Genomic DNA, 26,131 nt, shown 5'->3' on the forward strand with positions numbered 1-26,131 from the left:
GCGATACCGCCCGGTCGGTGGGGATGGCCCTGACGCCGTCGCGCATCGGGCTGCTGCTGCTGGCCGCCTGCCTGACCGCTACCGCCACCATGACCATTGGCCCGCTGAGCTTTATCGGCCTGATGGCCCCGCACATTGCGCGGATGATGGGCTTCCGGCGGACGGTGCCGCACATGGTGATCTCGGGATTGATCGGTGGAGTGATGCTGGTGTTTGCCGACTGGTGCGGACGAATGGTGATGTTCCCGTATCAGATCCCAGCTGGGCTGCTGTCGACCTTTATCGGCGCGCCATACTTTATCTATCTGTTGAGAAAACAGAGCCGGTAATTTCCCCGGTGGCGCTGCGCTTACCGGGGCTACAAAGTCCGTAGGCCGGGTCAGGCAAAGCCGCCACCCGGCAATTAACGGTAGAACTACAGCTGAGCAAACGCCTTGCGCGCGGCGTCGAGGGTTTTATTGATATCCTCGTCGCTGTGGGCAATGGACATAAAGCCCGCTTCAAACGCCGACGGAGCCAGGTAGACGCCCTCGTCCAGCATCAGGTGGAAGAAGCGCTTAAAGCGTTCTACGTCGCACTTCACCACATCCTGATAGCAGGTCACGCTCTCGGCATCGGTAAAGAAGATGCCGAACATGCCGCCGACGTGGTTCACTACCAGCGGGATCCCGGCGTCCTGCGCCGCCTCCAACAGACCGTTGGCCAGGCGAGTGGTCAGATCCGTCAGGGTTTCATGCACGCCCGGCTGGGCTACTTCGGTTAAGCAAGCGTAGCCCGCTGCCATCGCAATCGGGTTGCCGGAGAGGGTACCCGCCTGGTAAACCGGCCCGGTCGGGGCCAGGGCATCCATCACGTCGCGGCGGCCGCCAAACGCGCCTACCGGCATCCCGCCGCCGATGATTTTGCCGAGGCAGGTCAGATCCGGCACCACGTTATAATGTGCCTGCGCACCCGCCAGCGCGACGCGGAAGCCGGTCATCACTTCGTCAATGATCAGCAGCGCGCCAAACTCGTCGCACAGCGCCCGCAGGCCCGGCAGGAACGCCGGCTGCGGCGGAACGCAGTTCATGTTGCCCGCTACCGGCTCGACGATGATGCAGGCGATCTCTTCTGGATACTGCTCAAAGGCTTCCCGCACGGAGGCGAGATCGTTATAGGTGCAGGTCAGGGTGTGTTTGGCGAAATCCGCCGGGACGCCTGGCGAATTCGGCTGGCCGAGGGTGAGCGCACCGGAACCCGCTTTTACCAGCAGGCAATCGGCATGGCCGTGGTAGCAGCCCTCGAACTTGATAATTTTGTCGCGGCCGGTAAAGCCACGCGCCAGACGGATGGCGCTCATGGTCGCCTCGGTACCGGAGTTCACCATCCGCACCATATCCATCGTCGGGACCAGCTCGGTCACCAGCGCCGCCATCTTCACTTCCATCTCGGTGGGCGCTCCAAAGCTCAGGCCGCGCTCCGCCGCTTCGATTACCGCGTTGCGGATCGCCGGGTGGTTGTGGCCCAGCACCATCGGACCCCAGGAGCCGACGTAGTCGACATAGGCCTTACCGTCCGCATCGTAGAGGTAAGCTCCGTCAGCACGCTCGATAAACAGCGGCGTGCCGCCGACGCCACTGAAGGCGCGAACCGGCGAGTTGACGCCGCCGGGGATAAGCTCGCGAGCCGCGCTGTAGAGGTTTTCTGACTTACTCATGGATTCGTTCCTGGTTGGTAGAGAAGGTAAGGGGACTATTCTAAGGTATTCCGCGTTTGTTATAAAAGGATCCCCCAGGTAAACTGTCGCCTCTAATTGTATGACTAATTCATTTTCGGCTATGAAAATAAAAACTAATGCAATGCGAACGCGGCGGATCCTCCGTCTGCTGCGGCGGGATAAAACGCCGGTGGCGATCCTGGTGATGGCTGCGCTGGTGGGCACCCTGGCGGGCGCAGTCGGCGTTGCCTTTGAAAAAGCGGTTAACGCGGTCAGCCTGTGGCGTATCGGCACGGTGGCGCAGTTTGCTAACGATGCCGCGTGGCTGATGTGGCCCCTGGCCTTTGTGCTCTCGGCGCTGCTGGCAATGGTAGGCTACTTTCTGGTGCGCCGCTTTGCCCCGGAAGCGGGCGGCTCGGGTATCCCGGAGATCGAGGGGGCACTGGAGGAGCTGCGCCCGGTACGCTGGTGGCGCGTCCTGCCGGTCAAGTTCATCGGCGGGATGGGCACGCTGGGGGCAGGCATGGTGCTCGGCCGGGAAGGGCCAACGGTGCAGCTCGGCGGCAACGTGGGCCGCATGGTGCTGGATATCTTCCGCATGCGCGGCACCGAGGCGCGCCATACGTTGCTGGCAACCGGCGCAGCGGCGGGGCTGTCGGCGGCCTTTAACGCGCCGCTGGCCGGGATCCTGTTTATCATCGAGGAGATGCGCCCGCAGTTTCGCTACAACCTCATCTCGATTAAGGCGGTCTTTACCGGGGTGATCATGTCGAGCATCGTGTTTCGCTACTTTAACGGCGAGGCGGCGGTGATCGACGTGGGTAAGCTGACCAATGCGCCGATCAACACCCTCTGGCTCTACCTGGTGCTGGGGATGATCTTTGGCTGCGTCGGCCCGCTGTTTAACGCGTTAATCCTGCGTACCCAGGATCTCTTTGCCCGCCTGCACGGCGGACAGATTGGCAAGTGGGTGCTGATTGGCGGGGCTATCGGCGGCCTGTGCGGCGTGCTGGGGCTGATCGTGCCGGAGATCTCCGGCGGCGGCTTTACGCTGATCCCCATTGCGGCCGCGGGCAACTACACCGCCGGGATGCTGCTGTTTATCTTTGTTGCGCGGGTGATTACCACGCTGCTCTGCTTCTCCTCCGGTGCGCCGGGAGGCATTTTCGCCCCGATGCTGGCGCTGGGCACGCTGCTGGGCACGGCGTTCGGTATGGCCTGCGCGGAGATTTTCCCGCTCTACCACCTTGAAGCGGGCACCTTTGCCATCGCCGGGATGGGGGCGCTGCTGGCGGCCTCGGTGCGCGCGCCGCTAACCGGTATCGTGCTAGTTTTGGAAATGACTGACAATTATCAGCTCATTTTGCCAATGATTATTACCTGCCTGGGTGCCACGCTACTGGCACAGTTCTTAGGCGGTAAGCCGCTCTACTCCACGATCCTTGCCCGCACGCTGGCGAGGCAGGGGGGCGATCCCGACGGCAAGCCTCGCCAGGAGAATACTTGAACGATTTACCAGGGTAATGGATAATATTCATAAAGATCGGGCGGTTTAACGTCCGGATCGCCGTATCAATGGGAGTTTAAAATGAGTGATGACGTAGCGCTGCCTCTGCAATTTACTGAAGCAGCAGCAATTAAAGTAAAAAGCCTGATCGCGGATGAAGAGAATCCGAACCTGAAACTGCGCGTCTACATTACCGGCGGCGGTTGCAGCGGCTTCCAGTACGGTTTTACCTTTGACGATCAGATCAACGATGGCGACATGACCATTGAGAAGCAGGGCGTAGGGCTGGTTGTTGACCCGATGAGCCTGCAGTACCTGGTTGGCGGCGCGGTGGACTACACCGAAGGGCTGGAAGGTTCCCGCTTTGTGGTCACCAACCCGAACGCCAAAAGCACCTGCGGGTGTGGTTCCTCGTTCAGCATCTAAAGCACGTTTCGTCGGCAAACGCAATAACGCCCGGTGGCGCTACGCTTACCGGGCCTACAAACTGGTTTAGCCTCGATTCTCATCCAGCGCAAAGGTAGGCAGCTTCAGGTGCCAGCGGATCGCCGCGAGGCGGATAGTTAAGGTCACGACCATCCCCAGCATACTGGCGCTCTCCAGCGGTACGGCAAAGGTATAGAACGCCGTCGCGTGAACGATGCCGCCGATAATGCAGGCGGTGGCATAGATTTCAGTCCGCAGGATCATCGGTATCTCCCGCGCCAGCACGTCGCGAATAATTCCCCCGCCGACGCCGGTCAGCACGCCCATACAGATCGCCACCATCGGCCCGGTTTCCGCCAGAAAGGCCTTGTTAACGCCAATACCGACAAACACCGCCAGTCCAACGGCATCCAGCACCGGCAGAACCCACTTCGGCAGCCTGCGCGGCTGACGCACCAGCACGATGGTGAGCAAGCAGGTGACCATTGCTACCACCAGATCGGTGGGATCTTTAACCCAGAACACCGGCCCGTGGGCAAGCGCCATGTCGCGGATCGTGCCCCCGCCGATGGCGGTTACCACCCCTAACACCAGCACGCCGAAGGGATCCATCCGCAGCTTTCCGGCCAGCAGAACGCCAGAGATGGCGAAAACGGCCGTGCCGATGATATCCAGCCAGTAGACGAGCATCGCTTATCCTCGATTATTTTACCGCTGCCAGCGCGGTACAGAGTTGTTTTGCGGCGAGGATAATACGCGGGCTTGCGCGTTCAAACCAGTCGCTGTTGAGGGGGATAAGCGGAATTTTGAGCTGTTTATCCCAGAACTGCGCAACCTCTGCGGCCTGGGCAGCATTTCCTGCAAAAACGATCGCCTCGGGATGACGGGACAGCACCTGCTCACGGCTTATCTGCGGCCAGGGCACGCGGCTGGCGGCGAAGATATTCTCGCCTCCGCACAGCTCCAGCACCTCGTTCTGAATCGAACCTCTGGCGCTGGTAAAGAGCGGCGTGCCGCCAAACTGCATAAACACCCGCTTTGGCGTGGCGCTGGCGTAGCGGGCTTTCAGCTCGGCGTAGTCGGCCAGCAGCGCGTCGGCGGCGTGGTTAGCCTGCTCAGGGGCAGGGCTGTACGATGCCAGCTGGTGCAGCGCCGCGGCAATCTGCTCTACGGTCTGGGCGTCGATCCACAGCACCTTGATGCCGAGGCCTGTCAGCTGGTTAACCTGTCGCTCGGCGTTGCCGCCGCGCCAGGCCAGCACCAGATCCGGCTTGAGCGCGACGATGCGCTCAAAATTGATCCCCTGCCAGCTGGCCACCTGCTCAATCTTCTCCGCCGCGGGCGGATAGTTAGAGAAGCTGCTTACCCCTACCGGCACGATGCCTGCCGCAAAGGCAAGCTCGGTGTTGGCAGGGGAGAGGGTGACTACGCGAGGAGCAGCGGCCAGCGCCGACCCCGCCGCCAGCAGCAGGAGGGCGACGAGCGCCCTCACGCAGCGGTTAGCCACGCGCCAGCTTCTGCACCAGGGTTTCGACCATCAGGCTGGACTGTTTCGCCGCCACCGTCAGGAACTCGTCGAAGCTCAGATGCGATTCGCGGTCCGCCACGTCGGAGATGGCGCGAACCACCACGAAGGGTACGCCGAAGCTGTGGCAGACGTGAGCGATAGCGGTGGCTTCCATCTCCACGGCCACGGCCTGCGGGAAGTGGCTGCGGATCTTTTCCAGACCGGCTGCGCCGTTGATAAAGGCGTCGCCGCTGACGATCAGTCCGCTGGCCGCATTGAGGTTATGCTCGGCGATGCAGGCTTTGGCGACGGCAATCAGCTTCTCGTCGGCCTTGAAGCCCGCCGGGCAGCCGGGCAGCTGGCCGTACTCGTAGCCAAACGCGGTGACGTCGGCGTCGTGGTAGCGCGCTTCGTCGGAGACCACGATGTCGCCCACATTCAGGGTCGGGGCCAGGCCGCCGGCGGAGCCGGTGTTGATGATGGCATCCGGCTGGCAGCGCTCCAGCAGCAGGGCCGCGCCCATTGCCGCTGCTACTTTACCAATGCCCGATTTCAGCAGCGCAACGTCAACGCCGTGCAGCTGGCCAGTGTAAATTTCGCTGCCGCCCACGCTGTGGGTCTGACGGTTTTCGATTTTGTCGCGCAGGAGCGCAACTTCTTCTTCCATTGCACCAATGATGCCGATTTTCATAGATTTACTCGCGATAAGCCAGATTTGAGGGCATAGTCTATCATGCGCTTAAGGGGAAGCGCATTGCTCAGGGGAGAGAGGATATGGCACAGATCGATTTCCGCAATAAGATTAACTGGCATCGCCGCTACCGTTCACCCCAGGGCGTGAAAACCGAGCGCGAAATTTTGCGTATCTTCGAGAGCGATCGCGGGCGGATCGTCAACTCCGCCGCCATTCGCCGCCTGCAGCAGAAGACCCAGGTGTTTCCGCTGGAGCGCAACGCGGCGGTGCGTACCCGCCTGACTCACTCGCTGGAGGTGCAGCAGGTAGGGCGCTATATCGCCAAGGAGATCCTCAGTCGCCTGAAGGAGATGCGCCTGCTGGAGAGTTACGGGCTGGATGAGCTGACCGGGCCGTTTGAGAGCATCGTCGAGATGGCCTGTCTGATGCACGACATCGGCAACCCGCCGTTCGGCCACTTTGGCGAGGCGGCAATCAACGACTGGTTCCGCCAGCGCCTGCACCCGCAGGATGCCGCCAGCCAGCCTCTGACCAGCGATCGCTGCGAGGTGGTCTCCCTGCGTCTGCGCGACGGCGAGGAGGCGGCCAACGAGCTGCGACGCAAGGTGCGCCAGGATCTCTGCCAATTCGAGGGCAACGCCCAGGGGATCCGTCTGGTGCACTCCCTGATGCGCATGAACCTCACCTGGGCGCAGGTAGGCTGCATCCTGAAATATACCCGCCCGGCCTGGTGGCGGGGCGAGCCGCCGGCAAGCCATAGCTATTTAATGAAAAAGCCCGGCTACTACTTCTCCGAAGAGGAGTACGTGGCGCGGCTGCGTAAAGAGCTGGACCTTGATACCCACAGTCGTTTTCCGCTGACGTGGGTGATGGAGGCGGCGGACGATATCTCCTACTGCGTTGCCGATCTTGAGGATGCGGTAGAGAAAAACATCTTTACCGTCGAGCAGCTCTATCAGCATCTCTATAGCGCCTGGGGCACCCATGAGAAAGGGTCGCTATTCTCCCAGGTGGTGGAGAACGCCTGGGATAAATCCCGCGCGAATTCCCTGAGCCGCAGCGCGGAAGATCAGTTCTTTATGTATCTGCGGGTCAATACCTTAAATAAGCTGGTGCCCTATGCCGCCCAGCGCTTTATCGATAACTTACCGCAGATCTTCTCTGGCGAATTTAACCATGCTCTGCTGGAGGATGACAGCGGCTACAGCCAACTGCTTGAATTGTATAAGAGCGTAGCGGTTGAAAATGTCTTCTGCCACCCCGATGTTGAACAACTGGAGCTGCAAGGCTACCGCGTCATCAGCGGGCTGCTGGATATTTATCGTCCGCTGCTGCAGATGACGATGGCGGACTTTAGCGAGCTGGTGGAAAAAGAGCGGGTGAAGCGCTTCCCGATTGAGACTCGCCTGTTTCATAAGCTCTCCGGACGCCATCGTCTGGCCTACGTTGAAGCCGTAGGTAAACTAGCGCGAGACGAAGCAGACTTTCCGGTGCTGGAATATTATTACCGCTGCCGTCTTATTCAGGACTATATCAGCGGGATGACCGACCTCTATGCCTGGGATGAATACCGGCGGCTGATGGCGGTTGAATAATATCTAAGCGATTGTAAAGACGCTCAATAAATTTTTACTTTTAACAACATGTTATACCGGAACTTCGCGCTATAAATTGACTCTTATCGATACTTACACCGCTGTTTTGCGTTATCAGTAAATAGAGATTAAGCGACATGAAAAAAACCACGTTAGCAATGAGTGCCCTGGCTCTGAGTTTAGGTTTGGCCCTATCCCCGCTGTCTGTATCAGCGGCCGAGACCGCCTCAGCGACCCCCCCATCACAGCAGATGCCAAGCCTGGCCCCGATGCTTGAAAAAGTCATGCCGTCGGTGGTGAGCATTAATGTCGAAGGCAGCACCACGGTAAACACCCCGCGTATGGGACGTAACTTCCAGCAGTTCTTTGGTGAAAACTCGCCGTTCTGCCAGGAGGGCTCCCCGTTCCAGAGCTCACCCTTCTGCCAGGGTGGACAGGGTGGCGCTGATGACGGTGGGCAGCAGCAGAAGTTTATGGCGCTCGGCTCCGGCGTAATTATTGATGCGGCGAAAGGCTATGTCGTCACCAACAACCACGTGGTCGATAATGCCAGCACCATTAAGGTTCAGCTGGGTGACGGGCGTAAGTTTGACGCTAAGGTGGTGGGTAAAGATCCGCGCTCCGATCTGGCGTTGGTTCAGATTCAGGATCCAAAAAACCTGACCGCCATTAAGCTCGCTGACTCTGACGCCCTGCGCGTGGGTGACTACACGGTCGCGATCGGTAACCCGTTTGGCCTCGGTGAGACGGTAACGTCCGGCATCGTCTCGGCGCTGGGCCGTAGCGGCCTGAATGCCGAGAACTACGAGAACTTTATCCAGACCGATGCGGCGATCAACCGCGGTAACTCCGGCGGTGCGCTGGTGAACCTCAACGGTGAGCTGATCGGTATCAACACCGCGATCCTCGCCCCGGACGGCGGCAACATCGGTATCGGCTTTGCGATCCCGAGTAATATGGTGAAAAACCTCACCGCGCAGATGGTGCAGTATGGTCAGGTGCGCCGTGGCGAGCTGGGCATTCTCGGTACCGAGCTGAACTCTGAGCTGGCGAAGGCGATGAAGGTTGACGCCCAGCGCGGAGCCTTTGTTAGCCAGGTGATGCCGAACTCGTCGGCTGCGAAAGCGGGCATCAAGGCCGGGGATGTGATCACCTCCCTGAACGGGAAGCCAATCAGCAGCTTCGCAGCCTTGCGCGCGGAAGTGGGCTCGATGCCGATCGGCAGCAAGGTCTCGCTGGGGCTGCTGCGCGAAGGCAAGCCGGTTACCGTTAGCCTTGAACTGCAGCAGAGCAGCCAGAACCAGGTTGACTCCAGCACCATCTTCAGCGGCATTGAGGGCGCGGAGATGAGCAACAAGGGTAACAACCAGGGCGTTACCGTCAGCAACGTGAAGGCAAACAGCCCGGCGGCGCGTATCGGCCTGAAAAAAGGTGATGTGATCATCGGCGCGAACCAGCAGCCGGTGAAGAACATTGCCGAACTGCGTAAAATTCTCGACAGCAAGCCGTCGGTGCTGGCGCTGAATATCCAGCGCGGGGATACCTCTCTCTACCTGCTGATGCAGTAACCGCATTACCCCTTCTCCGCCCGGGGAAGGGGTCTCTTCACAGAATCTGTGAGGCCTTCCACAACTCCACACTTCCGCATGGTGCTTTGTGCTTTTGCACAATGCAGAGCGCTGTTAACTCCCTTATTCTTGTGATCTGCTCAGGGGAGGGGTTACATGGCTGGCTGGCATCTTGATACCAAAATGGCGCAGGATATCGTTGCGCGTACCATGCGCATTATCGATACCAACATCAACGTGATGGATGCGCGGGGACGCATTATTGGCAGCGGCGATCGTGAGCGGATTGGGGAATTGCACGAAGGTGCGCTGCTGGTGCTTTCTCAGGGGCGTGTGGTAGACATCGACGACGCGGTTGCTCGCCACCTGCACGGCGTACGCCAGGGGATCAACCTGCCGCTGCGTCTGGAGGGGGAGATTGTCGGGGTGATCGGCCTGACCGGCGAGCCGGAGACGCTGCGCAAATATGGCGAGCTGGTGTGCATGACCGCCGAGATGATGCTGGAGCAGTCCCGGCTGATGCATCTGCTGGCCCAGGATAGCCGCCTGCGCGAGGAGCTGGTGATGAACCTGATCCAGGCCGAGGAGCATACGCCGGCCCTGACCGAGTGGGCGCAGCGTCTGGGTATCGATCTCAATCAGCCGCGCGTGGTGGCGGTGGTGGAGGTCGACAGCGGCCAGCTGGGGGTCGATAGCGCCATGGCTGAACTCCAGCAGCTGCAAAATGCCCTTACGACACCGGAACGTAATAACCTGATCGCCATCGTCTCCCTCACCGAAATGGTGGTGCTAAAACCGGCCCTGAATCCGTTTGGCCGCTGGGATGCGGAAGATCACCGCAAGCGCGTCGAGCAGCTGATCGCCCGCATGAAAGAGAACGGCCAGCTACGCTTTCGCGTCGCGCTGGGTAACTACTTTACCGGGCCGGGCAGCATTGCCCGCTCCTACCGCACGGCACGTACCACTATGATGGTCGGCAAGCAGCGTATGCCGGAGAGCCGCAGCTACTTCTATCAGGATCTGATGCTGCCGGTGCTGCTGGATAGCCTGCGCGGCGGCTGGCAGGCCAACGAGCTGGCGCGTCCGCTCACTCGACTGAAGGCGATGGATAACAACGGTCTGCTCAGGCGGACGCTGGCGGCGTGGTTCCGCCACAACGTGCAGCCGCTGGCAACCTCAAAGGCGCTCTTTATTCACCGTAATACGCTGGAGTACCGTCTGAACCGTATTTCGGAGCTGACCGGGCTGGATCTGGGGAATTTCGACGACAGGCTGCTGCTCTATGTGGCGCTGCAATTAGACGAACAAAGATGATTTTTGCCCGGTGGCGCTTCGCTTACCGGGCCTACACGCGAGGTTCTGTAGGCCTGATAAGCGGAGCGCCATCAGGCGTAATGCATTTACTTATTACGCGTTAACTTCTCAAGGTCGGATTCGATCTCGTTGATCTTGTTGGTCACCACGCTCTCAAGGTGGCGCAGGTCATCGAGGATCTTGCGTTTCAGGTCGATCTCACTGCGATCGCGCTGGCAGATCTGATCCAGCTCGTCGATCACGTAGCGCAGGTTCGGGCTGATCTCCTGCACCTCTTTATAACCCTGGCCTACGCCGTCGGCGACCACGGTTTTACGCTGGCGTGGGTACTTAAACTTCACGCTTTTGGCAAAAAACTCGCCCTTGTCCTTATGAAAATAGATTTTCAGAATATCGTTATTGGCCTCCTGGCGAAGACTATAGCGATCGATTTCATCCGGATTGGTGATGCCTAAACTTTTCAGATTATCGTACATGGCGGTACCCTTAAGCTTAACATAACCTATGAATAATTAACGAAAAATTCTGTTTTGGCTACCTGTTAATATAAAAAAAGCGGGGTAGCCCCCGCTTTTTGTTATCGCTTATTAATCGATAGTACGCAACAGTTCGTTGATGCCGACTTTACCGCGGGTCTTCGCATCAACCTTCTTCACGATAACCGCACAGTAGAGGCTGTACTTGCCATCTTTTGACGGCAGGTTGCCGGAGACCACCACCGAGCCAGCCGGTACGCGACCGTAGTGCACTTCACCGGTTTCACGATCGTAGATACGGGTGCTCTGGCCGATGTAGACGCCCATGGAGATCACGGAACCCTCTTCCACGATCACGCCCTCAACGACTTCAGAGCGCGCGCCGATGAAGCAGTTGTCTTCGATGATGGTTGGGTTCGCCTGCAGCGGTTCGAGAACGCCGCCGATGCCCACGCCGCCGGAGAGGTGAACGTTTTTACCGATCTGTGCACAGGAGCCAACGGTGGCCCAGGTATCCACCATGGTGCCTTCATCAACGTAGGCACCGATGTTCACGTAGGAGGGCATCAGCACGGTGTTGCGAGCGATAAACGCGCCCTGACGCACGGCTGCCGGTGGCACCACGCGGAAGCCCTCTTTCTGGAAGCGCGCTTCGTCGTAGTTAGCGAACTTCATTGGCACCTTATCGAAGTAGCGGCTCTCGGCTCCGTCGATAACCTGGTTATCGTTGATACGGAAAGAGAGCAGCACCGCTTTCTTCAGCCACTGATGCGTTACCCACTGGCCGTCGATCTTCTCTGCGACGCGCAGCGCGCCGGAATCCAGCAGGGAAATCACCTGGTTTACCGCTTCACGGGTCACGGTATCCACATTCGCCGGAGTGATCTCGGCGCGACGCTCAAAAGCGGACTCAATAACGTTCTGTAACTGCTGCATTGTTAAACTCTTTCCATATAAATAAACACACTACCCTTTATCGTTTGGATTGAGGGCCTCTGTCAACCGTTGTTGCACTTCCTTCTGCAGCACATTATTAAGACCACGCCGGTCCGCAGTAGCGATTATAAATAAATCTTCTACTCGCTCACCAATTGTCGTAATTCTCGCCCCGTGGAGCGAGATCCCCAGATCCGCGAACACCTGGCCGACGCGGGCGAGGAGGCCAGGCTGATCGAGGGCGATAAGCTCAAGAAAACTCTTTCTGTCGGTGTGGGTCGGCAGGAAATTGACCTCGGTATCGACGGTAAAGTGGCGCAATTTTGCCGGCTGGCGGCGCGGCTGCGGTGGCTGCCAGCTGCTCTGGGTAATGGCCTGGATCAGCCCCTGCTGAATGGCCTGGTGGCGATCCGGGGAGAGCGGGCTGCCGTCCGGCTCCAGCACAATAAAGGTATCCATCGCCATGCCGTCGCGGGTGGTAAAGATCTGCGCGTCGTGGACGCTCAGATTACGGCGGTCCAGCTCGGCGCAGACGGCGGCAAAGAGGTAGGGGCGGTCCGGACTCCAGATAAAGATCTCCGTCCCACCGCGCGTCGCCTGCGGGCTGAGCAGGATCATCGGCTGGCTGAGATCGTGCCGCAGCAGATGCCGGGCGTGCCAGGCCAGCTGGTTTGGGCTGTGGCGGACAAAGTAGTTCGCCCGGCAGCGCGCCCAGATGTGGTGCAGCGCCTCTTCATCGATGTTGTCCATCCGCAGCAGAGCCAGCGCCTGCAATTGATGGTGGCGCACGCGCTCGCGCATATCCGGCGTACTCTGCACTCCACGACGCAGCTGTTTTTCAGTGGCAAAGTAGAGCTCACGCAGCAGGCTCTGCTTCCAGCTGTTCCACAGGGTTTCGTTGGTGGCGCAGATATCCGCCACCGTCAGGCAGACCAGGAAGCGCAGGCGGTTTTCGGTCTGCACCTCTTCGGCAAACTGCTTGATCACCTCCGGATCCTGAATATCGCGGCGCTGGGCGGTAACGGACATCAGCAGATGCTGACGCACCAGCCAGGCCACCAGCTGCGTCTCCCGCGAGTTGAGGCCGTGCAGCTCGGCAAACTTTAGCACGTCCTGCGCGCCGAGCACCGAGTGATCGCCTCCGCGTCCCTTGGCGATATCATGGAACAGGGCGGCAATCAAAATCAGCTCGGGATGGCTCAGGCGCGGCCAGAGATCGACGCAGAGAGGATGCTTCTGCCGCGTCTCCTCAAGGGCAAAGCTCTCCAGCTTCAGCAGGACGCGAATGGTGTGTTCATCCACGGTGTAGGCGTGGAAGAGGTCAAACTGCATCTGGCCGACAATGTGCGACCACTGGGGCATATAGGCCCACAGCACGCTGTGCCGGTGCATCGGCAGCAGGCCCCGGCTTACCGCGCCGGGGTGGCGCAGCATGCTGAGGAACAGCGTCCGCGCCTCCGGAATGTAGCACAGCGGCTGGGTCAGGTGGCGGCGGGCGTGGCGCAGGTGGCGCAGGGTGGTGGAGTAGATCCCGGTGATGTTGCTGTTGCGCACCATCATGTAGAACATACGCAGGATCGCCTGCGGCTCGCGGATAAACAGCGTCTCGTCGCGCAGATCGATCAGCGTCCCGCGCAGCTGGAACTCATCGTCGATGGGGCGGGGCTTCTCGTCGGTAGTCAGGGCCAGGATCGCCTCATCAAAGAGCTGGAGCAGCATCTGGTTCAGCTCGGAGACGCGGCGGGTCACGCGATAGAAATCCTTCATCATCTGCTCAACCGGCTCGTTGCCTTCGCCAACGTAGTTGAGCCGCTGGGCCACGCTGAGCTGGCGGTCAAACAGCAGACGGTTGTCGTAGCGGTTGATCTCCAGATGCAGGGCAAAGCGGATGCGCCACAGCAGATGCTGACACTCGTTAAGCTCGTTGCGCTCGGCCTGGGTTAAGAAGCCGAAGCCCACCATCTCGCTCAGGGAGGTGGCCCCGAAGTGGCGGCGCGCCACCCACTGGAGAGTGTGGATATCCCGCAGGCCGCCGGGGCTGCTCTTAATGTCCGGCTCAAGGTTATAGCTGGTGCCGTGGTAGCGCTGGTGGCGCTCGGTCTGCTCGGCCACCTTGGCGGCAAAGAAGGTCTCAGACGGCCAGAACCCGTCGCTAAAGATGTGCTTCTGTAGCTCAAGGAAGAGGGCGACGTCGCCAATCAGCAGGCGGGACTCAATCAGGTTGGTGGCCACGGTGAGATCCGCCAGTCCCTCCAGCAGGCACTCCTCCAGCGTACGCACGCTGTGCCCCACCTCCAGCTTCACGTCCCACAGCAGGGTCAGCAGTTGGCCGATCTTCTGCGCCTGCTCATCCGGGAGCTTTTTACGGCTGAGGATCAGCAGGTCAACGTCCGAAAGCGGATGCAGTTCGCCGCGACCGTAGCCGCCTACCGCCACCAGCGCCGCGTCGCCGTACTCGGCGAAGCCATACTCCACCCACAGGCGCTGCAGGAGCTGATCGATAAATTCGGTCCGCGCCTCAATCAGCTGCTCAGCGGAGAGGCCCTGATCAAAGACGTGGCCCAGCCACTGCTGGAAGGTATCGATATGCGCCTTGATATCCGCGCAGTTGAGGCTGCTCTGCGGCCAGGAGGAGGGGTTAGCGGGCTGGCCGGGGAGAGAGGGCGCCGTGTGGCTAAACTGTTCTGAAAGAGTGTGGCTCATATCGCGTTGCGCTGCCCCCGTTATAAGTAAAAGCTATCGCCATAAAAAAAGCCGGCAATCGCCGGCTTCTTATCATTCGTTGTGCGAGAGTATCGCCGGGATGGTGTCATCCTTACGCAGCGTCATAATTTCGCAGCCGTTGTCTGTCACCACAATAGTATGCTCATACTGCGCCGACAAGCTCCGGTCTTTGGTTTTTACCGTCCAGCCATCTTTCATGGTACGGATGCGGTAGTCGCCTGCGTTAACCATCGGCTCAATGGTGAAGGCCATACCGGCCTGCAGCACCACGCCGCCGTCGTCTGCATCATAGTGCAGCACCTGCGGCTCTTCGTGGAAGCCACGGCCAATGCCATGCCCGCAGTACTCGCGCACCACGGAGAAGCCTTCCGCTTCGACAAACTTCTGGATCGCCGCGCCCAGGGTGCGCAGGCGGATGCCCGGCTTCACCATCTTCAGCGCCAGGTAGAGGCTCTCCTGGGTCACACGGCAGAGACGCTCGCCCAGAATAGTCGGCTTGCCAACGATAAACATTTTCGACGTATCGCCGTGGAAGCCATCTTTGATCACGGTAACGTCGATGTTAACGATGTCGCCATCTTTCAGACGTTTCTCGTCGTCCGGGATACCGTGGCACACCACCTCGTTGATGGAGATGCAGACGGATTTCGGAAAGCCGTGATAGCCGAGGCTGGCTGAAACCGCGTGCTGCTCGTTAACGATGTGGTCGTTGCAGAGGCGGTCCAGTTCGCCGGTGCTTACGCCCGGTTTGATGTGCGCTTCGATCATCTCCAGCACTTCCGCGGCGAGGCGGCCCGCCACGCGCATTTTTTCGATATCTTCTGGGGTCTTGATTGGGATAGCCATGAATTCTGTCCATCAGCGTCGATGTCATTGACAATAAACGTCATCGACAATAATTGTGTAAGTGCTGTCAATGTTACCAGTCCGAGACATAACCTGCCAAATTGAGAATTGCGGGCAGCACGCTGTACCAACAACTATTGGAGTCCGCGCCGTTTTTATGGTATAAAGCGCGCCGGACTTCCGTTCCTTGTGGAGCGTGAGCCACAAATCTCACTTTGTGTAATAACACACACGTATCGGCACATATTCCGGGGTGCCCTTTGGGGTCGGTGATATGGGATACGTGGAGGCATAACCCCAACTTTTATATAGAGGTTTTAATCATGGCAACTGTTTCCATGCGCGACATGCTCAAGGCTGGTGTTCACTTCGGTCACCAGACCCGTTACTGGAACCCGAAAATGAAGCCGTTCATCTTCGGTGCACGTAACAAAGTTCACATCATCAACCTTGAGAAAACTGTACCAATGTTCAACGAAGCCCTGGCTGAGCTGAACAAGATCTCTTCCCGTAAAGGTAAGATCCTGTTTGTTGGTACTAAGCGCGCTGCGAGCGAAGCGGTGAAAGAAGCGGCTAACAGCTGCGATCAGTTCTTCGTGAACCATCGCTGGCTGGGCGGTATGCTGACCAACTGGAAAACCGTTCGTCAGTCTATCAAGCGTCTGAAAGACCTGGAAACTCAGTCTCAGGACGGTACCTTCGACAAGCTGACCAAGAAAGAAGCGCTGATGCGCACCCGTGAGCTGGAAAAGCTGGAAAACAGCCTGGGCGGTATCAAAGACATGGGCGGCCTGCCGGACGCACTGTTTGTTATCGACGCTGACCACGAGCACATCGCAATCAAAGAAGCAAACAACCTGGGTATCCCGGTATTTGCTATCGTTGATACCAACTCCGATCCGGACGGCGTTGACTTCGTTATCCCGGGTAACGACGACGCAATCCGTGCAGTTAGCCTGTACCTGAGCGCTGTTGCTGCTACCGTTCGTGAAGGCCGTTCTCAGGATCTGGCTTCCCAGGCGGAAGAGAGCTTCGTAGAAGCTGAATAATAAGGCACGCTCTCTGAGCCCCTTATTGAGCAGGTAGTACCGAGTTTGGTTAGGGGGCCTGTTTATGGCCCCCTTTTTCACTTTTAAGGCTGTTTGGTTTTACGACCAGGCAGGTCAAATCTTCCGAGGATTTTAGAATGGCTGAAATTACCGCATCCCTGGTAAAAGAGCTGCGCGAGCGTACTGGCGCTGGCATGATGGATTGCAAAAAAGCGCTGACCGAAGCGAACGGCGACATCGAGCTGGCAATCGAAAACATGCGTAAGTCTGGTGCGATCAAAGCGGCGAAAAAAGCAGGCAACGTGGCTGCTGACGGCGTGATCATCACCAAGATCGACGGCAACTACGGCGTGATTCTGGAAGTTAACTGCCAGACCGACTTCGTTGCTAAAGACGCTGGTTTCCAGGCGTTCGCTAACAAGGTTCTGGATGCAGCAACGGCTGGCAAAGTTACCGACGTTGAAGTGCTGAAAGCACAGTTCGAAGAAGAGCGCGTAGCGCTGGTGGCGAAGATTGGTGAGAACATCAACATTCGCCGTGTTGCTACCCTCGAAGGCGACGTGCTGGGCTCCTACCTGCACGGCGCGCGCATCGGCGTTCTGATCGCTGCCACCGGCGCTGACGAAGAGCTGGTGAAACAGCTGGCAATGCACGTTGCTGCAAGCAAGCCTGAGTTCGTTAAGCCGGAAGACGTGTCTGCTGAAGTGGTAGAGAAAGAGTACCAGGTTCAGCTGGACATCGCCATGCAGTCCGGTAAGCCGAAAGAGATCGCAGAGAAGATGGTTGAAGGCCGCATGAAGAAATTCACCGGCGAAGTCTCTCTGACCGGCCAGCCGTTCGTTATGGACCCGAGCAAAACCGTTGCTCAGCTGCTGAAAGAGCACAATGCTGACGTGACTAACTTCATCCGTTTCGAAGTGGGTGAAGGCATCGAGAAAGTTGAGACTGACTTCGCAGCAGAAGTTGCTGCTATGTCCAAGCAGTCTTAAGTGGTCTGAAAGAAGCCGCCTGAGGGCGGCTTCTTTTTGTATCCAGCGTAAGCTGTATACTACATAAGTTGTATCCGGAATTAACCCCCTCTCAATCGTTGAACGTCTCAGGAAAGAATCATGGCTACCAATGCAAAACCCGTCTATAAACGCATCCTGCTTAAGCTCAGCGGTGAAGCGTTACAGGGCACCGAAGGCTTCGGTATCGACGCAAGCATCCTTGACCGCATGGCTCAGGAGATTAAAGAGCTGGTGGAGTTAGGTATCCAGGTAGGCGTCGTCATTGGTGGTGGTAACCTTTTCCGTGGCGCAGGCCTGGCGAAAGCGGGGATGAACCGCGTAGTGGGCGACCACATGGGTATGCTGGCAACGGTCATGAACGGCCTGGCAATGCGTGATGCGCTCCACCGCGCCTATGTGAACGCCCGCCTGATGTCCGCTATTCCGCTGAATGGCGTCTGTGATAACTACAGCTGGGCTGAAGCCATCAGCCTGCTGCGTAACAACCGGGTAGTGATCCTCTCTGCCGGTACCGGTAACCCGTTCTTTACCACCGACTCCGCGGCCTGCCTGCGCGGGATCGAGATCGAAGCGGACGTGGTGCTGAAGGCGACCAAGGTAGACGGCGTGTTTACTGCCGATCCGGCAAAAGATCCGGCTGCTACCATGTACGATCAGCTGAGCTACAGCGAAGTACTGGATAAAGAGCTGAAGGTAATGGATCTGGCGGCCTTCACCCTGGCCCGTGACCACAAGCTGCCGATTCGTGTGTTCAACATGAACAAGCCGGGCGCGCTGCGTCGCGTGGTAATGGGCGAAAAAGAGGGCACGTTGATCACGGAGTAATTTCCGTCGTCGACAAATAGAGGTAAGATTCCGCCTTAACAGTAAAGCGGTTCTTATCAGACACCTTTTACGGTGTCAGAGATTAAACGGGGCTATACTTAGCACACTTTTACGGCGTGCTGCGTATGGTCTGCCTGAGACAAGTTTTCAAGGATTCGTAACGTGATTAACGATATCAGAAAAGATGCCGAAGTCCGCATGGATAAATGCGTTGAAGCATTCAAAACCCAAATCAGCAAAGTGCGCACCGGTCGTGCTTCCCCAAGCCTGCTGGACGGCATTATGGTGCCATACTACGGTACCCCTACGCCGCTGCGTCAGTTAGCCAACATTACCGTGGAAGACTCCCGCACGTTGAAAATCAACGTGTTCGATCGCTCCCTCAGCCCTGCGGTTGAGAAGGCTATCATGGCGTCCGACCTCGGTCTGAACCCAAGCTCTGCCGGGACCGACATCCGCGTTCCGCTGCCGCCGCTGACCGAAGAGCGTCGTAAAGACCTGATCAAAGTGGTACGTGGCGAAGCCGAAGGCGCGCGCGTGGCGGTACGTAACGTACGTCGTGATGCCAACGACAAGGTGAAAGCGCTGCTGAAAGATAAAGCGATCAGCGAAGATGAAGATCGTCGCTCCCAGGATGACGTGCAGAAGCTGACCGACGTCGCCATCAAAAAAGTCGATGCGGCGCTGGCGGAAAAAGAAGCGGAACTGATGCAGTTCTGATCCCGCGCACGTGATTAAACAAAACGCCGTTCAGAGAAGCCCCACCGGGTTTTTGCTGGCGGCGTTTTGCTATATTGCTCTTCTCCAGCCACCTTTGGACACCTCTCTCTCATGAAGCAGCTCACCCTCCTTGGCTCAACCGGCTCTATCGGTTGCAGTACCCTTGATGTGGTTCGCCACAATCCCGATCGCTTTGCCGTCACGGCGCTGGTTGCCGGTAAAAACGTGGCCCGCATGGCGGAGCAGTGTTTGGAGTTCACGCCGCGCTATGCGGTGATGGACGACGACGCCTGCGCCCGCGAACTCAACGCGCTATTGACCGAGCACGGCAGCCGTACCGAGGTGCTGAGCGGCCAGCAGGCCGCCTGTGATATGGCCGCGCTGGACGAGGTCGACCAGGTGATGGCTGCTATCGTCGGGGCGGCGGGGCTGCTGCCGACCCTGGCGGCGATCCGCGCCGGGAAGCGTGTGCTGCTGGCTAATAAGGAGTCGCTGGTCACCTGCGGCCGCCTGTTTATGGAGGCAGTGAAAGAGAGTGGGGCGCAGCTTCTGCCGGTAGATAGCGAGCATAACGCTATTTTTCAGAGTTTACCGCAACCCTTCCAGCGTAACCTGGGGTACGCTGACCTCGAGCAAAATGGCGTAGCATCCATTCTGCTTACCGGGTCTGGTGGCCCCTTTCGTGAGACGCCGCTGTCTGAACTGGCTGCAATGACGCCGGATCAGGCCTGCCGCCATCCGAACTGGTCAATGGGACGTAAAATCTCCGTTGATTCCGCCACCATGATGAACAAAGGTCTGGAATATATTGAAGCGCGCTGGCTGTTTAACGCCTCTGCTCGCCAGATGGAAGTGCTGATTCACCCCCAGTCGGTGATCCACTCTATGGTGCGTTACCAGGATGGCAGCGTGTTAGCGCAGCTGGGTGAGCCGGATATGCGTACGCCTATTGCCCATACGATGGCCTGGCCGGATCGCGTCAGCTCCGGGGTCAAGGCCCTCGATTTTTGCTCGCTCGGCACGTTGAGCTTTGCCGCCCCGGATTACGATCGCTATCCCTGCCTGAAGCTGGCTATGGAGGCGTTTGAACAGGGGCAGGCGGCGACAACGGCGCTGAATGCCGCAAATGAGGTGACGGTGGCCGCATTCCTGGATTCGCGCATTCGCTTTACCGATATCGCTGCCCTTAATCTATCCGTACTTGAACGTATAGATCTGCGCGAACCGCAGAGCATCGATGATGTTTTGGCAGTGGACGCGCTGGCCCGTGAGACGGCACAGAAACAGGTGATGAATCTCGCAAGCCGGTGATATTGCAGCCGTGAATGGCCGTGATATTTGTTAGCGTTCGGCTTCAGTGATATAGTCTGCGCCACCCGATCGCTGGTCTCAGGGCCGGAGCGGTCAGGTAAGCCGTGGTTTGACACGGCTTTTTTTACGTAAAGGCTTCAGTATTTCTGAGTACCGCTAAATCCTTTTCAGGGACTTAAAACGCGTTATGTTGTCAATGAACCTTCCTTTAAGCGAGAATTTGCCAGCGCATGGCTGCCGCCATGTGGCGATAATTATGGATGGCAATGGTCGCTGGGCAAAAAGACAAGGGAAGATACGAGCCTTTGGACATAAAGCCGGAGCGAAGTCCGTCCGCCGCGCAGTCTCCTATGCTGCGAACCACGGCATTGACGCGCTAACGCTGTATGCTTTTAGCAGTGAGAACTGGAACCGTCCGGCGCAGGAGGTCACTGCGCTGATGGAGCTGTTTGTGTGGGCGCTGGATAGCGAAGTAAAAAGCCTGCACCGTCACAATGTACGCCTGCGCGTCATCGGTGACACCAGCCGTTTTAACTCACGTCTGCAGGAGCGCATTCGCAAAGCGGAGGCGTTAACCGCGCAAAATAGCGGGCTAACGCTGAATATCGCCGCGAATTATGGCGGACGTTGGGATATTATTCAGGGTGTACAGCAGTTAGCGGTACAGGTACAAGAAGGGCTGTTACGCCCGGACCAAATTGATGAAGAGGCGCTGAGTAAGCAAATCTGCATGCATGAACTGGCTCCAGTGGATTTAGTGATAAGGACAGGGGGGGAGCACCGCATCAGTAACTTTTTGCTGTGGCAAATTGCCTATGCTGAACTTTACTTCACGGATGTTCTTTGGCCTGATTTCGATGAACAAGACTTTGAAGGTGCGCTGCATGCCTTTGCCAATCGAGAGCGTCGTTTCGGCGGCACCGAGCCTGGTGGCGACAAAGCCTGATGGGGGTAGCTTTTGCTGAAGTATCGCCTGATTTCTGCTTTTGTATTAATACCCGTCGTCATTGCGGCGCTATTTTTACTCCCCCCGGTGGGGTTTGCTCTGGTCACGCTCGCGGTCTGTATGCTGGCCGCATGGGAGTGGGGCCAGCTTAGCGGCTTTACTTCACGCACGCAGCGAGTATGGCTGGCCGTGCTCTGCGGCCTGCTGCTGGCGGTGATGCTCTTTACGATCCCGGAGTACCATCACAACGTTCATCAGCCGCTGGTTGAGGGCTCGCTGTGGGCCTCGCTGGGCTGGTGGATTGCCGCGCTGCTGCTGGTGCTGTTCTATCCCGCCTCGGCGGCGCTGTGGCGGCACTCAAAGGCGCTGCGCCTGCTGTTTGGTATCCTCACTATCGTTCCCTTTTTCTGGGGCATGCTGGCGCTGCGCGCCTGGCACTATGAGGACAACCACTACAGCGGGGCGCTGTGGCTGCTCTACGTCATGATCCTCGTCTGGGGTGCGGATTCCGGCGCATACATGTTCGGCAAGCTGTTCGGCAAGCATAAGCTGGCCCCGAAGGTGTCGCCGGGGAAAACCTGGCAGGGCTTTATCGGCGGCCTGTTTACGGCGGCGGTGATCTCCTGGGGCTATAGCGTCTGGGCGAACCTTGAGGTTGCGCTCTCCACGCTGCTGATCTGCTCCATTGTTGCGGCGCTGGCCTCGGTGCTGGGGGATTTAACCGAAAGTATGTTTAAGCGTGAAGCCGGTATCAAAGATAGCGGTCACCTTATTCCAGGACATGGCGGTATTCTCGATCGCATCGACAGCCTGACGGCGGCAGTACCGGTGTTTGCCTGCCTGCTACTGTTGGTCTTTGGGACGATTTAACGGATGGATTTATGCTGAGCATTCTCTGGAATCTGGCAGCGTTTATTGTTGCGCTAGGCGTGCTGATTACCGTGCACGAATTCGGCCATTTCTGGGTTGCTCGCCGCTGCGGCGTCCGGGTTGAGCGCTTTTCCATTGGTTTTGGCAAAGCGCTCTGGCGTCGCACCGACAAGCAGGGCACCGAGTTTGTTATCGCCCTCATCCCACTCGGCGGCTATGTCAAAATGCTCGACGAGCGCGTCGAGCCGGTGATCCCCGAGCTGCGCCACACCGCGTTTAACAACAAAACCATCGGCCAGCGCGCCGCCGTTATCGCCGCGGGTCCCGTGGCTAACTTCCTCTTTGCTATCTTTGCCTACTGGCTGGTGTTCATCATCGGTGTCCCTGGCGTTCGTCCGGTTGTTGGTGAAATTACGGCCAACTCCATTGCGGCAAGCGCACAAATTGCCCCAGGGATGGAACTTAAGGCCGTTGACGGTATCGAAACGCCAGACTGGGATGCCGTGCGTCTGCAGCTGGTTGATAAAATTGGCGATGAGCAGACCACTCTCAGCGTAGCGCCTTTTGGCAGCGACAGCCGCCAGCAGAAGACGCTGGATCTACGCAACTGGGCGTTTGAGCCGGACAAGCAGGATCCGGTGGCGTCGCTGGGCATTCAACCGCGCGGGGCACAGATCGAATCGGTGCTGGCAGAGGTGCAGTCCGGGTCGGCGGCAAGTAAAGCGGGTTTGCAAGCTGGCGACAGGATCGTTAAAGTCGATGGGCAGACGATTACGCAGTGGATGACGTTTGTTACTTTGGTTCGCGATAATCCGGGTACGCCGTTAGCGCTGGAGATAGAAAGGCAGGGAACTTCCTTGTCTTTAACGTTGATACCAGATACAAAACCGGGTAGCGGCAAGGATGAAGGGTTTGCGGGCGTCGTGCCAAAGGTTATCCCGCTGCCGGACGAGTATAAGACAGTACGCCAGTATGGGCCGTTTGATGCCGTTGTCGAAGCCACGGGTAAAACCTGGCAGCTGATGAAGCTCACGGTCAGTATGCTGGGGAAATTGATAACCGGCGACGTCAAACTGAACAACCTCAGCGGGCCGATCTCGATCGCCCAGGGGGCTGGGATGTCAGCGGAGTTTGGGTTGATCTACTACCTGATGTTTCTCGCCTTAATCAGCGTGAACCTGGGGATTATCAACCTGTTCCCTCTACCGGTTTTAGATGGGGGACACCTGCTGTTTTTAGCGATAGAGAAGCTAAAAGGCGGGCCGGTATCCGAGCGGGTTCAAGACTTTAGTTATCGCATTGGCTCAATTCTGCTGGTGCTGTTAATGGGGCTTGCACTTTTCAATGATTTCTCTCGGTTATGAGAGTTAGTTAGGAAGAACGCATAATAACGATGGCGATGAAAAAGTTGCTTATAGCGTCGCTGCTGTTTAGCAGCGCGACCGTATACGGTGCTGAAGGGTTCGTAGTGAAAGATATTCATTTCGAAGGCTTACAGCGTGTCGCCGTTGGTGCGGCCCTCCTCAGTATGCCAGTGCGTCAGGGTGACACGGTGACTGATGAAGACATCAGTAATATCATCCGTGCGCTGTTTGCCACCGGCAACTTCGAGGACGTTCGCGTCCTGCGCGATGGTGATACGCTCCTCGTGCAGGTTAAAGAGCGTCCAACCATTGCCAGCATCACCTTCTCGGGCAATAAGTCCGTAAAAGATGACATGCTGAAGCAGAACCTCGAAGCCTCTGGCGTGCGCGTGGGTGAATCACTCGATCGCACCACCCTGGCCGATATCGAAAAAGGTCTGGAAGATTTCTACTACAGCGTCGGTAAGTACAGCGCAAGCGTGAAAGCGGTCGTTACGCCGCTGCCGCGTAACCGCGTCGACCTGAAGCTGGTCTTCCAGGAGGGCGTCTCCGCCAAAATTCAACAGATCAACATCGTCGGTAACCACGCGTTCAGTACCGAAGAGCTGATCTCAACCTTCCAGCTGCGCGACGAAGTGCCGTGGTGGAACGTAGTGGGCGACCGTAAATACCAGAAACAGAAACTGGCGGGCGATCTCGAGACCCTGCGCAGCTACTATCTGGATCGCGGCTATGCGCGCTTCAACATCGATTCGACTCAGGTCAGTCTGACTCCTGACAAGAAAGGTATCTACATCACGGTTAACATTACCGAAGGCGATCAGTACAAGCTTTCTGGTGTTGAAGTGAGTGGCAACCTGGCAGGGCACTCTGCTGAAATCGAGAGTCTGACCAAGCTTCAGCCGGGCGAGCTGTATAGCGGTGCGAAAGTGACCAAAATGGAAGACGGCATTAAAAAGCTGCTCGGCCGTTATGGTTATGCTTATCCACGTGTACAAACTCAGCCTGAAATCAACGATACGGATAAAACCGTTAAGCTCCACGTTAACGTTGATGCGGGTAACCGTTTCTACGTACGTAAGATCCGTTTTGAAGGCAACGACACCTCTAAAGACTCCGTACTGCGCCGCGAAATGCGCCAGATGGAAGGGGCGTGGTTGGGCAGCGATCTGGTTGACCAGGGTAAAGAGCGTCTGAACCGTCTGGGCTATTTCGAAACGGTTGATACGGACACCCAGCGTGTACCAGGCAGACCGGATCAGGTTGACGTGGTCTATAAGGTCAAAGAGCGTAACACCGGTAGCTTTAACTTTGGTGTCGGTTACGGTACTGAAAGTGGCGTCAGCTTCCAGGTGGGCGTGCAGCAGGATAACTGGTTAGGTACTGGCTATTCCGTAGGTATCAACGGTACCAAAAACGACTACCAGACTTACTCTGAGCTCTCTGTTACTAACCCTTACTTCACCGTTGATGGTGTGAGTCTGGGCGGTCGTATTTTCTATAACGACTTTAAAGCGGATGATGCAGACCTGTCCTCGTATACCAACAAGAGCTACGGCGTTGATGGTACGCTCGGTTTCCCAATTAACGAATACAACACCCTGCGTGCTGGTTTAGGTTACGTGCATAACGACCTGTCCAACATGCAACCGCAGGTGGCCATGTGGCGTTATCTGGACTCTATCGGACAGTCTGCAAGCACCTCCAATGATGATAACGGCTTTGCCGCAGATGACTTCACCTTCAACTATGGCTGGACGTATAACCGCCTCGACCGTGGTTTCTTCCCGACCGAAGGCTCGCGCGTCAACCTGAACGGTAAAGTTACGGTCCCGGGCTCTGACAATGAGTTTTATAAAGTTACTCTCGATACCGCGTCATACTTCCCGATCGACGAAGATCACAAATGGGTGGTTCTGGGTCGTACGCGCTGGGGTTACGGCGACGGCTTAGGTGGCAAAGAACTGCCATTCTACGAGAACTTCTATGCAGGTGGTTCAAGCACCGTACGTGGCTTCCAGTCCAATAACATTGGTCCGAAAGCAGCCTATTACGGCGGTAATGACGAAGATAACTGCAATAAGTCTTCATCAAGCGAAGTGTGTAGCTCTGATGACGCAGTAGGCGGTAACGCAATGGGTGTTGCAAGCCTGGAGTTTATTACCCCTACGCCGTTTATCAGCGATAAGTATGCCAATTCCGTACGTACGTCCTTCTTCCTGGACGCGGGTACCGTATGGGATACTAACTGGGAAAATACCAGTGCGACCCGGGCTGCCGGTATTCCAGACTACAGCGATCCGAGCAATATTCGTATGTCTGCGGGTCTCGCACTACAATGGATGTCACCGCTGGGGCCGTTGGTCTTCTCCTACGCCCAGCCGTTTAAGAAATACGAAGGAGACAAAGCGGAACAGTTCCAGTTTAACATTGGTAAAACCTGGTAATTGTCCGTTGCAAAGGAATGCGTTGGCAGTGTAGCGCTGACAACTGGCGATCGCAGGATCGCCTTGCCACGCAAAGAACGGTACCTTCGGGTACCAATGGGATGGTAAGGAGTTAATTGTGAAAAAGTGGTTATTAGCTGCAGGTCTCGGTTTAGCGATGGCAACTTCTGCTCAGGCTGCAGACAAAATTGCAATCGTCAATATGGGTAACTTGTTCCAGCAGGTTGCGCAGAAAACGGGTGTTTCTGCCACGCTGGAGAACGAGTTCAAAGGCCGTGCAAGCGAACTGCAAGGTATGGA

At 57.5% G+C, this 26,131-nt stretch carries 23 protein-coding genes and 1 pseudogene; 16 read left to right on the forward strand and 8 right to left on the reverse strand.

Annotated elements, in window-relative coordinates; translation table 11 throughout:
- On the forward strand, window positions 1–329 hold a 329-nt coding region (locus tag RTP97_RS12265), incomplete at its 5' end, for an iron chelate uptake ABC transporter family permease subunit (RefSeq protein WP_312413941.1).
- Window positions 330–415: 86 nt separating this feature from the next.
- Here RTP97_RS12265 and hemL read toward each other — a convergent pair.
- Window positions 416–1,696, reverse strand: coding sequence for a glutamate-1-semialdehyde 2,1-aminomutase (hemL, locus tag RTP97_RS12270; RefSeq protein ID WP_312413944.1), 1,281 nt, complete (start codon window positions 1,694–1,696; stop codon window positions 416–418).
- Between the two features lie 100 nt (window positions 1,697–1,796).
- Between hemL and clcA the strand changes: the two genes are divergently transcribed.
- Entirely contained in the window at window positions 1,797–3,203 is a 1,407-nt protein-coding gene (gene clcA / locus RTP97_RS12275; RefSeq protein WP_312413946.1) for a H(+)/Cl(-) exchange transporter ClcA, read from the forward strand.
- An 81-nt stretch (window positions 3,204–3,284) separates the two neighbouring features.
- Window positions 3,285–3,629: an iron-sulfur cluster insertion protein ErpA gene (gene erpA, locus RTP97_RS12280; RefSeq protein WP_042390590.1), complete on the forward strand. Its 345-nt coding sequence runs from the start codon at window positions 3,285–3,287 to the stop codon at window positions 3,627–3,629.
- Between the two features lie 66 nt (window positions 3,630–3,695).
- Here erpA and RTP97_RS12285 read toward each other — a convergent pair whose 3' ends face one another.
- From RTP97_RS12285 to mtnN, 3 genes are read right to left on the reverse strand one after another with little or no spacing between them, the layout of a single operon-like run.
- Window positions 3,696–4,319: a TRIC cation channel family protein gene (locus RTP97_RS12285; RefSeq protein ID WP_312413948.1), complete on the reverse strand. Its 624-nt coding sequence runs from the start codon at window positions 4,317–4,319 to the stop codon at window positions 3,696–3,698.
- A gap of 13 nt (window positions 4,320–4,332) precedes the next feature.
- Window positions 4,333–5,136 carry a vitamin B12 ABC transporter substrate-binding protein BtuF gene (gene btuF, locus RTP97_RS12290; RefSeq protein WP_312413950.1) on the reverse strand — a complete coding sequence of 268 codons (804 nt, stop codon included), beginning with the start codon at window positions 5,134–5,136 and terminating at the stop codon, window positions 4,333–4,335.
- Window positions 5,129–5,827 carry a 5'-methylthioadenosine/S-adenosylhomocysteine nucleosidase gene (gene mtnN, locus RTP97_RS12295; RefSeq protein ID WP_312413951.1) on the reverse strand — a complete coding sequence of 233 codons (699 nt, stop codon included), beginning with the start codon at window positions 5,825–5,827 and terminating at the stop codon, window positions 5,129–5,131. The genes btuF and mtnN overlap by 8 nt, the downstream gene beginning before the upstream one ends.
- Window positions 5,828–5,910: 83 nt before the next feature.
- Between mtnN and dgt the strand changes: the two genes are divergently transcribed.
- The 3 genes from dgt (at window position 5,911) to cdaR (ending at window position 10,307) form a co-directional block, all read left to right on the forward strand.
- Window positions 5,911–7,425 (forward strand): dGTPase, encoded by a 1,515-nt coding sequence (dgt, locus tag RTP97_RS12300; RefSeq protein ID WP_312413952.1) that lies wholly within the window; start codon window positions 5,911–5,913, stop codon window positions 7,423–7,425.
- Between the two features lie 137 nt (window positions 7,426–7,562).
- The gene (gene degP / locus RTP97_RS12305) at window positions 7,563–8,993 is read left to right on the forward strand and encodes a serine endoprotease DegP (RefSeq protein WP_312413953.1); all 1,431 of its coding nucleotides are present in this window, start codon (window positions 7,563–7,565) and stop codon (window positions 8,991–8,993) included.
- 156 nt (window positions 8,994–9,149) lie between these two features.
- Window positions 9,150–10,307 carry a DNA-binding transcriptional regulator CdaR gene (gene cdaR / locus RTP97_RS12310; RefSeq protein WP_042390603.1) on the forward strand — a complete coding sequence of 386 codons (1,158 nt, stop codon included), beginning with the start codon at window positions 9,150–9,152 and terminating at the stop codon, window positions 10,305–10,307.
- A gap of 86 nt (window positions 10,308–10,393) precedes the next feature.
- On the opposite strand, the gene RTP97_RS12315 is transcribed toward cdaR, so the two are convergent.
- The 4 genes from RTP97_RS12315 to map form a co-directional block, all read right to left on the reverse strand.
- Window positions 10,394–10,783, reverse strand: a complete 390-nt coding sequence (locus RTP97_RS12315) for a DUF3461 family protein (RefSeq protein ID WP_103820651.1) — start codon at window positions 10,781–10,783, stop codon at window positions 10,394–10,396.
- Window positions 10,784–10,894: 111 nt separating this feature from the next.
- Complete coding sequence (gene dapD / locus RTP97_RS12320; RefSeq protein ID WP_042390607.1) at window positions 10,895–11,719, reverse strand: 2,3,4,5-tetrahydropyridine-2,6-dicarboxylate N-succinyltransferase; 825 nt, start codon at window positions 11,717–11,719, stop codon at window positions 10,895–10,897.
- Between the two features lie 30 nt (window positions 11,720–11,749).
- On the reverse strand, window positions 11,750–14,422 hold the full coding sequence (gene glnD, locus RTP97_RS12325; RefSeq protein WP_312413954.1) for a bifunctional uridylyltransferase/uridylyl-removing protein GlnD: 2,673 nt from the start codon (window positions 14,420–14,422) through the stop codon (window positions 11,750–11,752).
- 72 nt (window positions 14,423–14,494) lie between these two features.
- Window positions 14,495–15,289 (reverse strand): type I methionyl aminopeptidase, encoded by a 795-nt coding sequence (gene map, locus RTP97_RS12330; protein WP_312212206.1) that lies wholly within the window; start codon window positions 15,287–15,289, stop codon window positions 14,495–14,497.
- A 323-nt stretch (window positions 15,290–15,612) separates the two neighbouring features.
- On the opposite strand from map, the gene rpsB reads away from it, so the two are divergent.
- The 10 genes and pseudogenes from rpsB to RTP97_RS12380 form a co-directional block, all read left to right on the forward strand.
- Window positions 15,613–16,338, forward strand: a complete 726-nt coding sequence (gene rpsB, locus RTP97_RS12335) for a 30S ribosomal protein S2 (RefSeq protein ID WP_312413955.1) — start codon at window positions 15,613–15,615, stop codon at window positions 16,336–16,338.
- Between the two features lie 137 nt (window positions 16,339–16,475).
- Window positions 16,476–17,327, forward strand: coding sequence for a translation elongation factor Ts (tsf, locus tag RTP97_RS12340; RefSeq protein ID WP_312212208.1), 852 nt, complete (start codon window positions 16,476–16,478; stop codon window positions 17,325–17,327).
- A gap of 120 nt (window positions 17,328–17,447) precedes the next feature.
- The gene (gene pyrH / locus RTP97_RS12345; RefSeq protein ID WP_042390616.1) at window positions 17,448–18,173 is read left to right on the forward strand and encodes a UMP kinase; all 726 of its coding nucleotides are present in this window, start codon (window positions 17,448–17,450) and stop codon (window positions 18,171–18,173) included.
- Between the two features lie 162 nt (window positions 18,174–18,335).
- Window positions 18,336–18,893 (forward strand): ribosome recycling factor, encoded by a 558-nt coding sequence (gene frr / locus RTP97_RS12350; RefSeq protein ID WP_042390618.1) that lies wholly within the window; start codon window positions 18,336–18,338, stop codon window positions 18,891–18,893.
- Window positions 18,894–19,004: 111 nt separating this feature from the next.
- Window positions 19,005–20,204 carry a 1-deoxy-D-xylulose-5-phosphate reductoisomerase gene (ispC, locus tag RTP97_RS12355; RefSeq protein ID WP_312413958.1) on the forward strand — a complete coding sequence of 400 codons (1,200 nt, stop codon included), beginning with the start codon at window positions 19,005–19,007 and terminating at the stop codon, window positions 20,202–20,204.
- Between the two features lie 187 nt (window positions 20,205–20,391).
- Window positions 20,392–21,150 (forward strand): (2E,6E)-farnesyl-diphosphate-specific ditrans,polycis-undecaprenyl-diphosphate synthase, encoded by a 759-nt coding sequence (ispU, locus tag RTP97_RS12360; protein ID WP_312413960.1) that lies wholly within the window; start codon window positions 20,392–20,394, stop codon window positions 21,148–21,150.
- A gap of 12 nt (window positions 21,151–21,162) precedes the next feature.
- Complete coding sequence (gene cdsA, locus RTP97_RS12365; protein ID WP_312413961.1) at window positions 21,163–22,020, forward strand: phosphatidate cytidylyltransferase; 858 nt, start codon at window positions 21,163–21,165, stop codon at window positions 22,018–22,020.
- A gap of 11 nt (window positions 22,021–22,031) precedes the next feature.
- The gene (rseP, locus tag RTP97_RS12370; RefSeq protein ID WP_312413963.1) at window positions 22,032–23,384 is read left to right on the forward strand and encodes a sigma E protease regulator RseP; all 1,353 of its coding nucleotides are present in this window, start codon (window positions 22,032–22,034) and stop codon (window positions 23,382–23,384) included.
- Between the two features lie 29 nt (window positions 23,385–23,413).
- Window positions 23,414–25,831: an outer membrane protein assembly factor BamA gene (bamA, locus tag RTP97_RS12375; RefSeq protein ID WP_312413964.1), complete on the forward strand. Its 2,418-nt coding sequence runs from the start codon at window positions 23,414–23,416 to the stop codon at window positions 25,829–25,831.
- A 118-nt stretch (window positions 25,832–25,949) separates the two neighbouring features.
- Window positions 25,950–26,131 (forward strand): annotated as a pseudogene (locus tag RTP97_RS12380) (molecular chaperone); the annotation flags it as partial.

The sequence above is a fragment of the Pseudescherichia sp. genome, assembly GCF_031998825.1.
In the GTDB taxonomy this organism is placed as follows: Bacteria; Pseudomonadota; Gammaproteobacteria; order Enterobacterales; family Enterobacteriaceae; genus Pseudescherichia.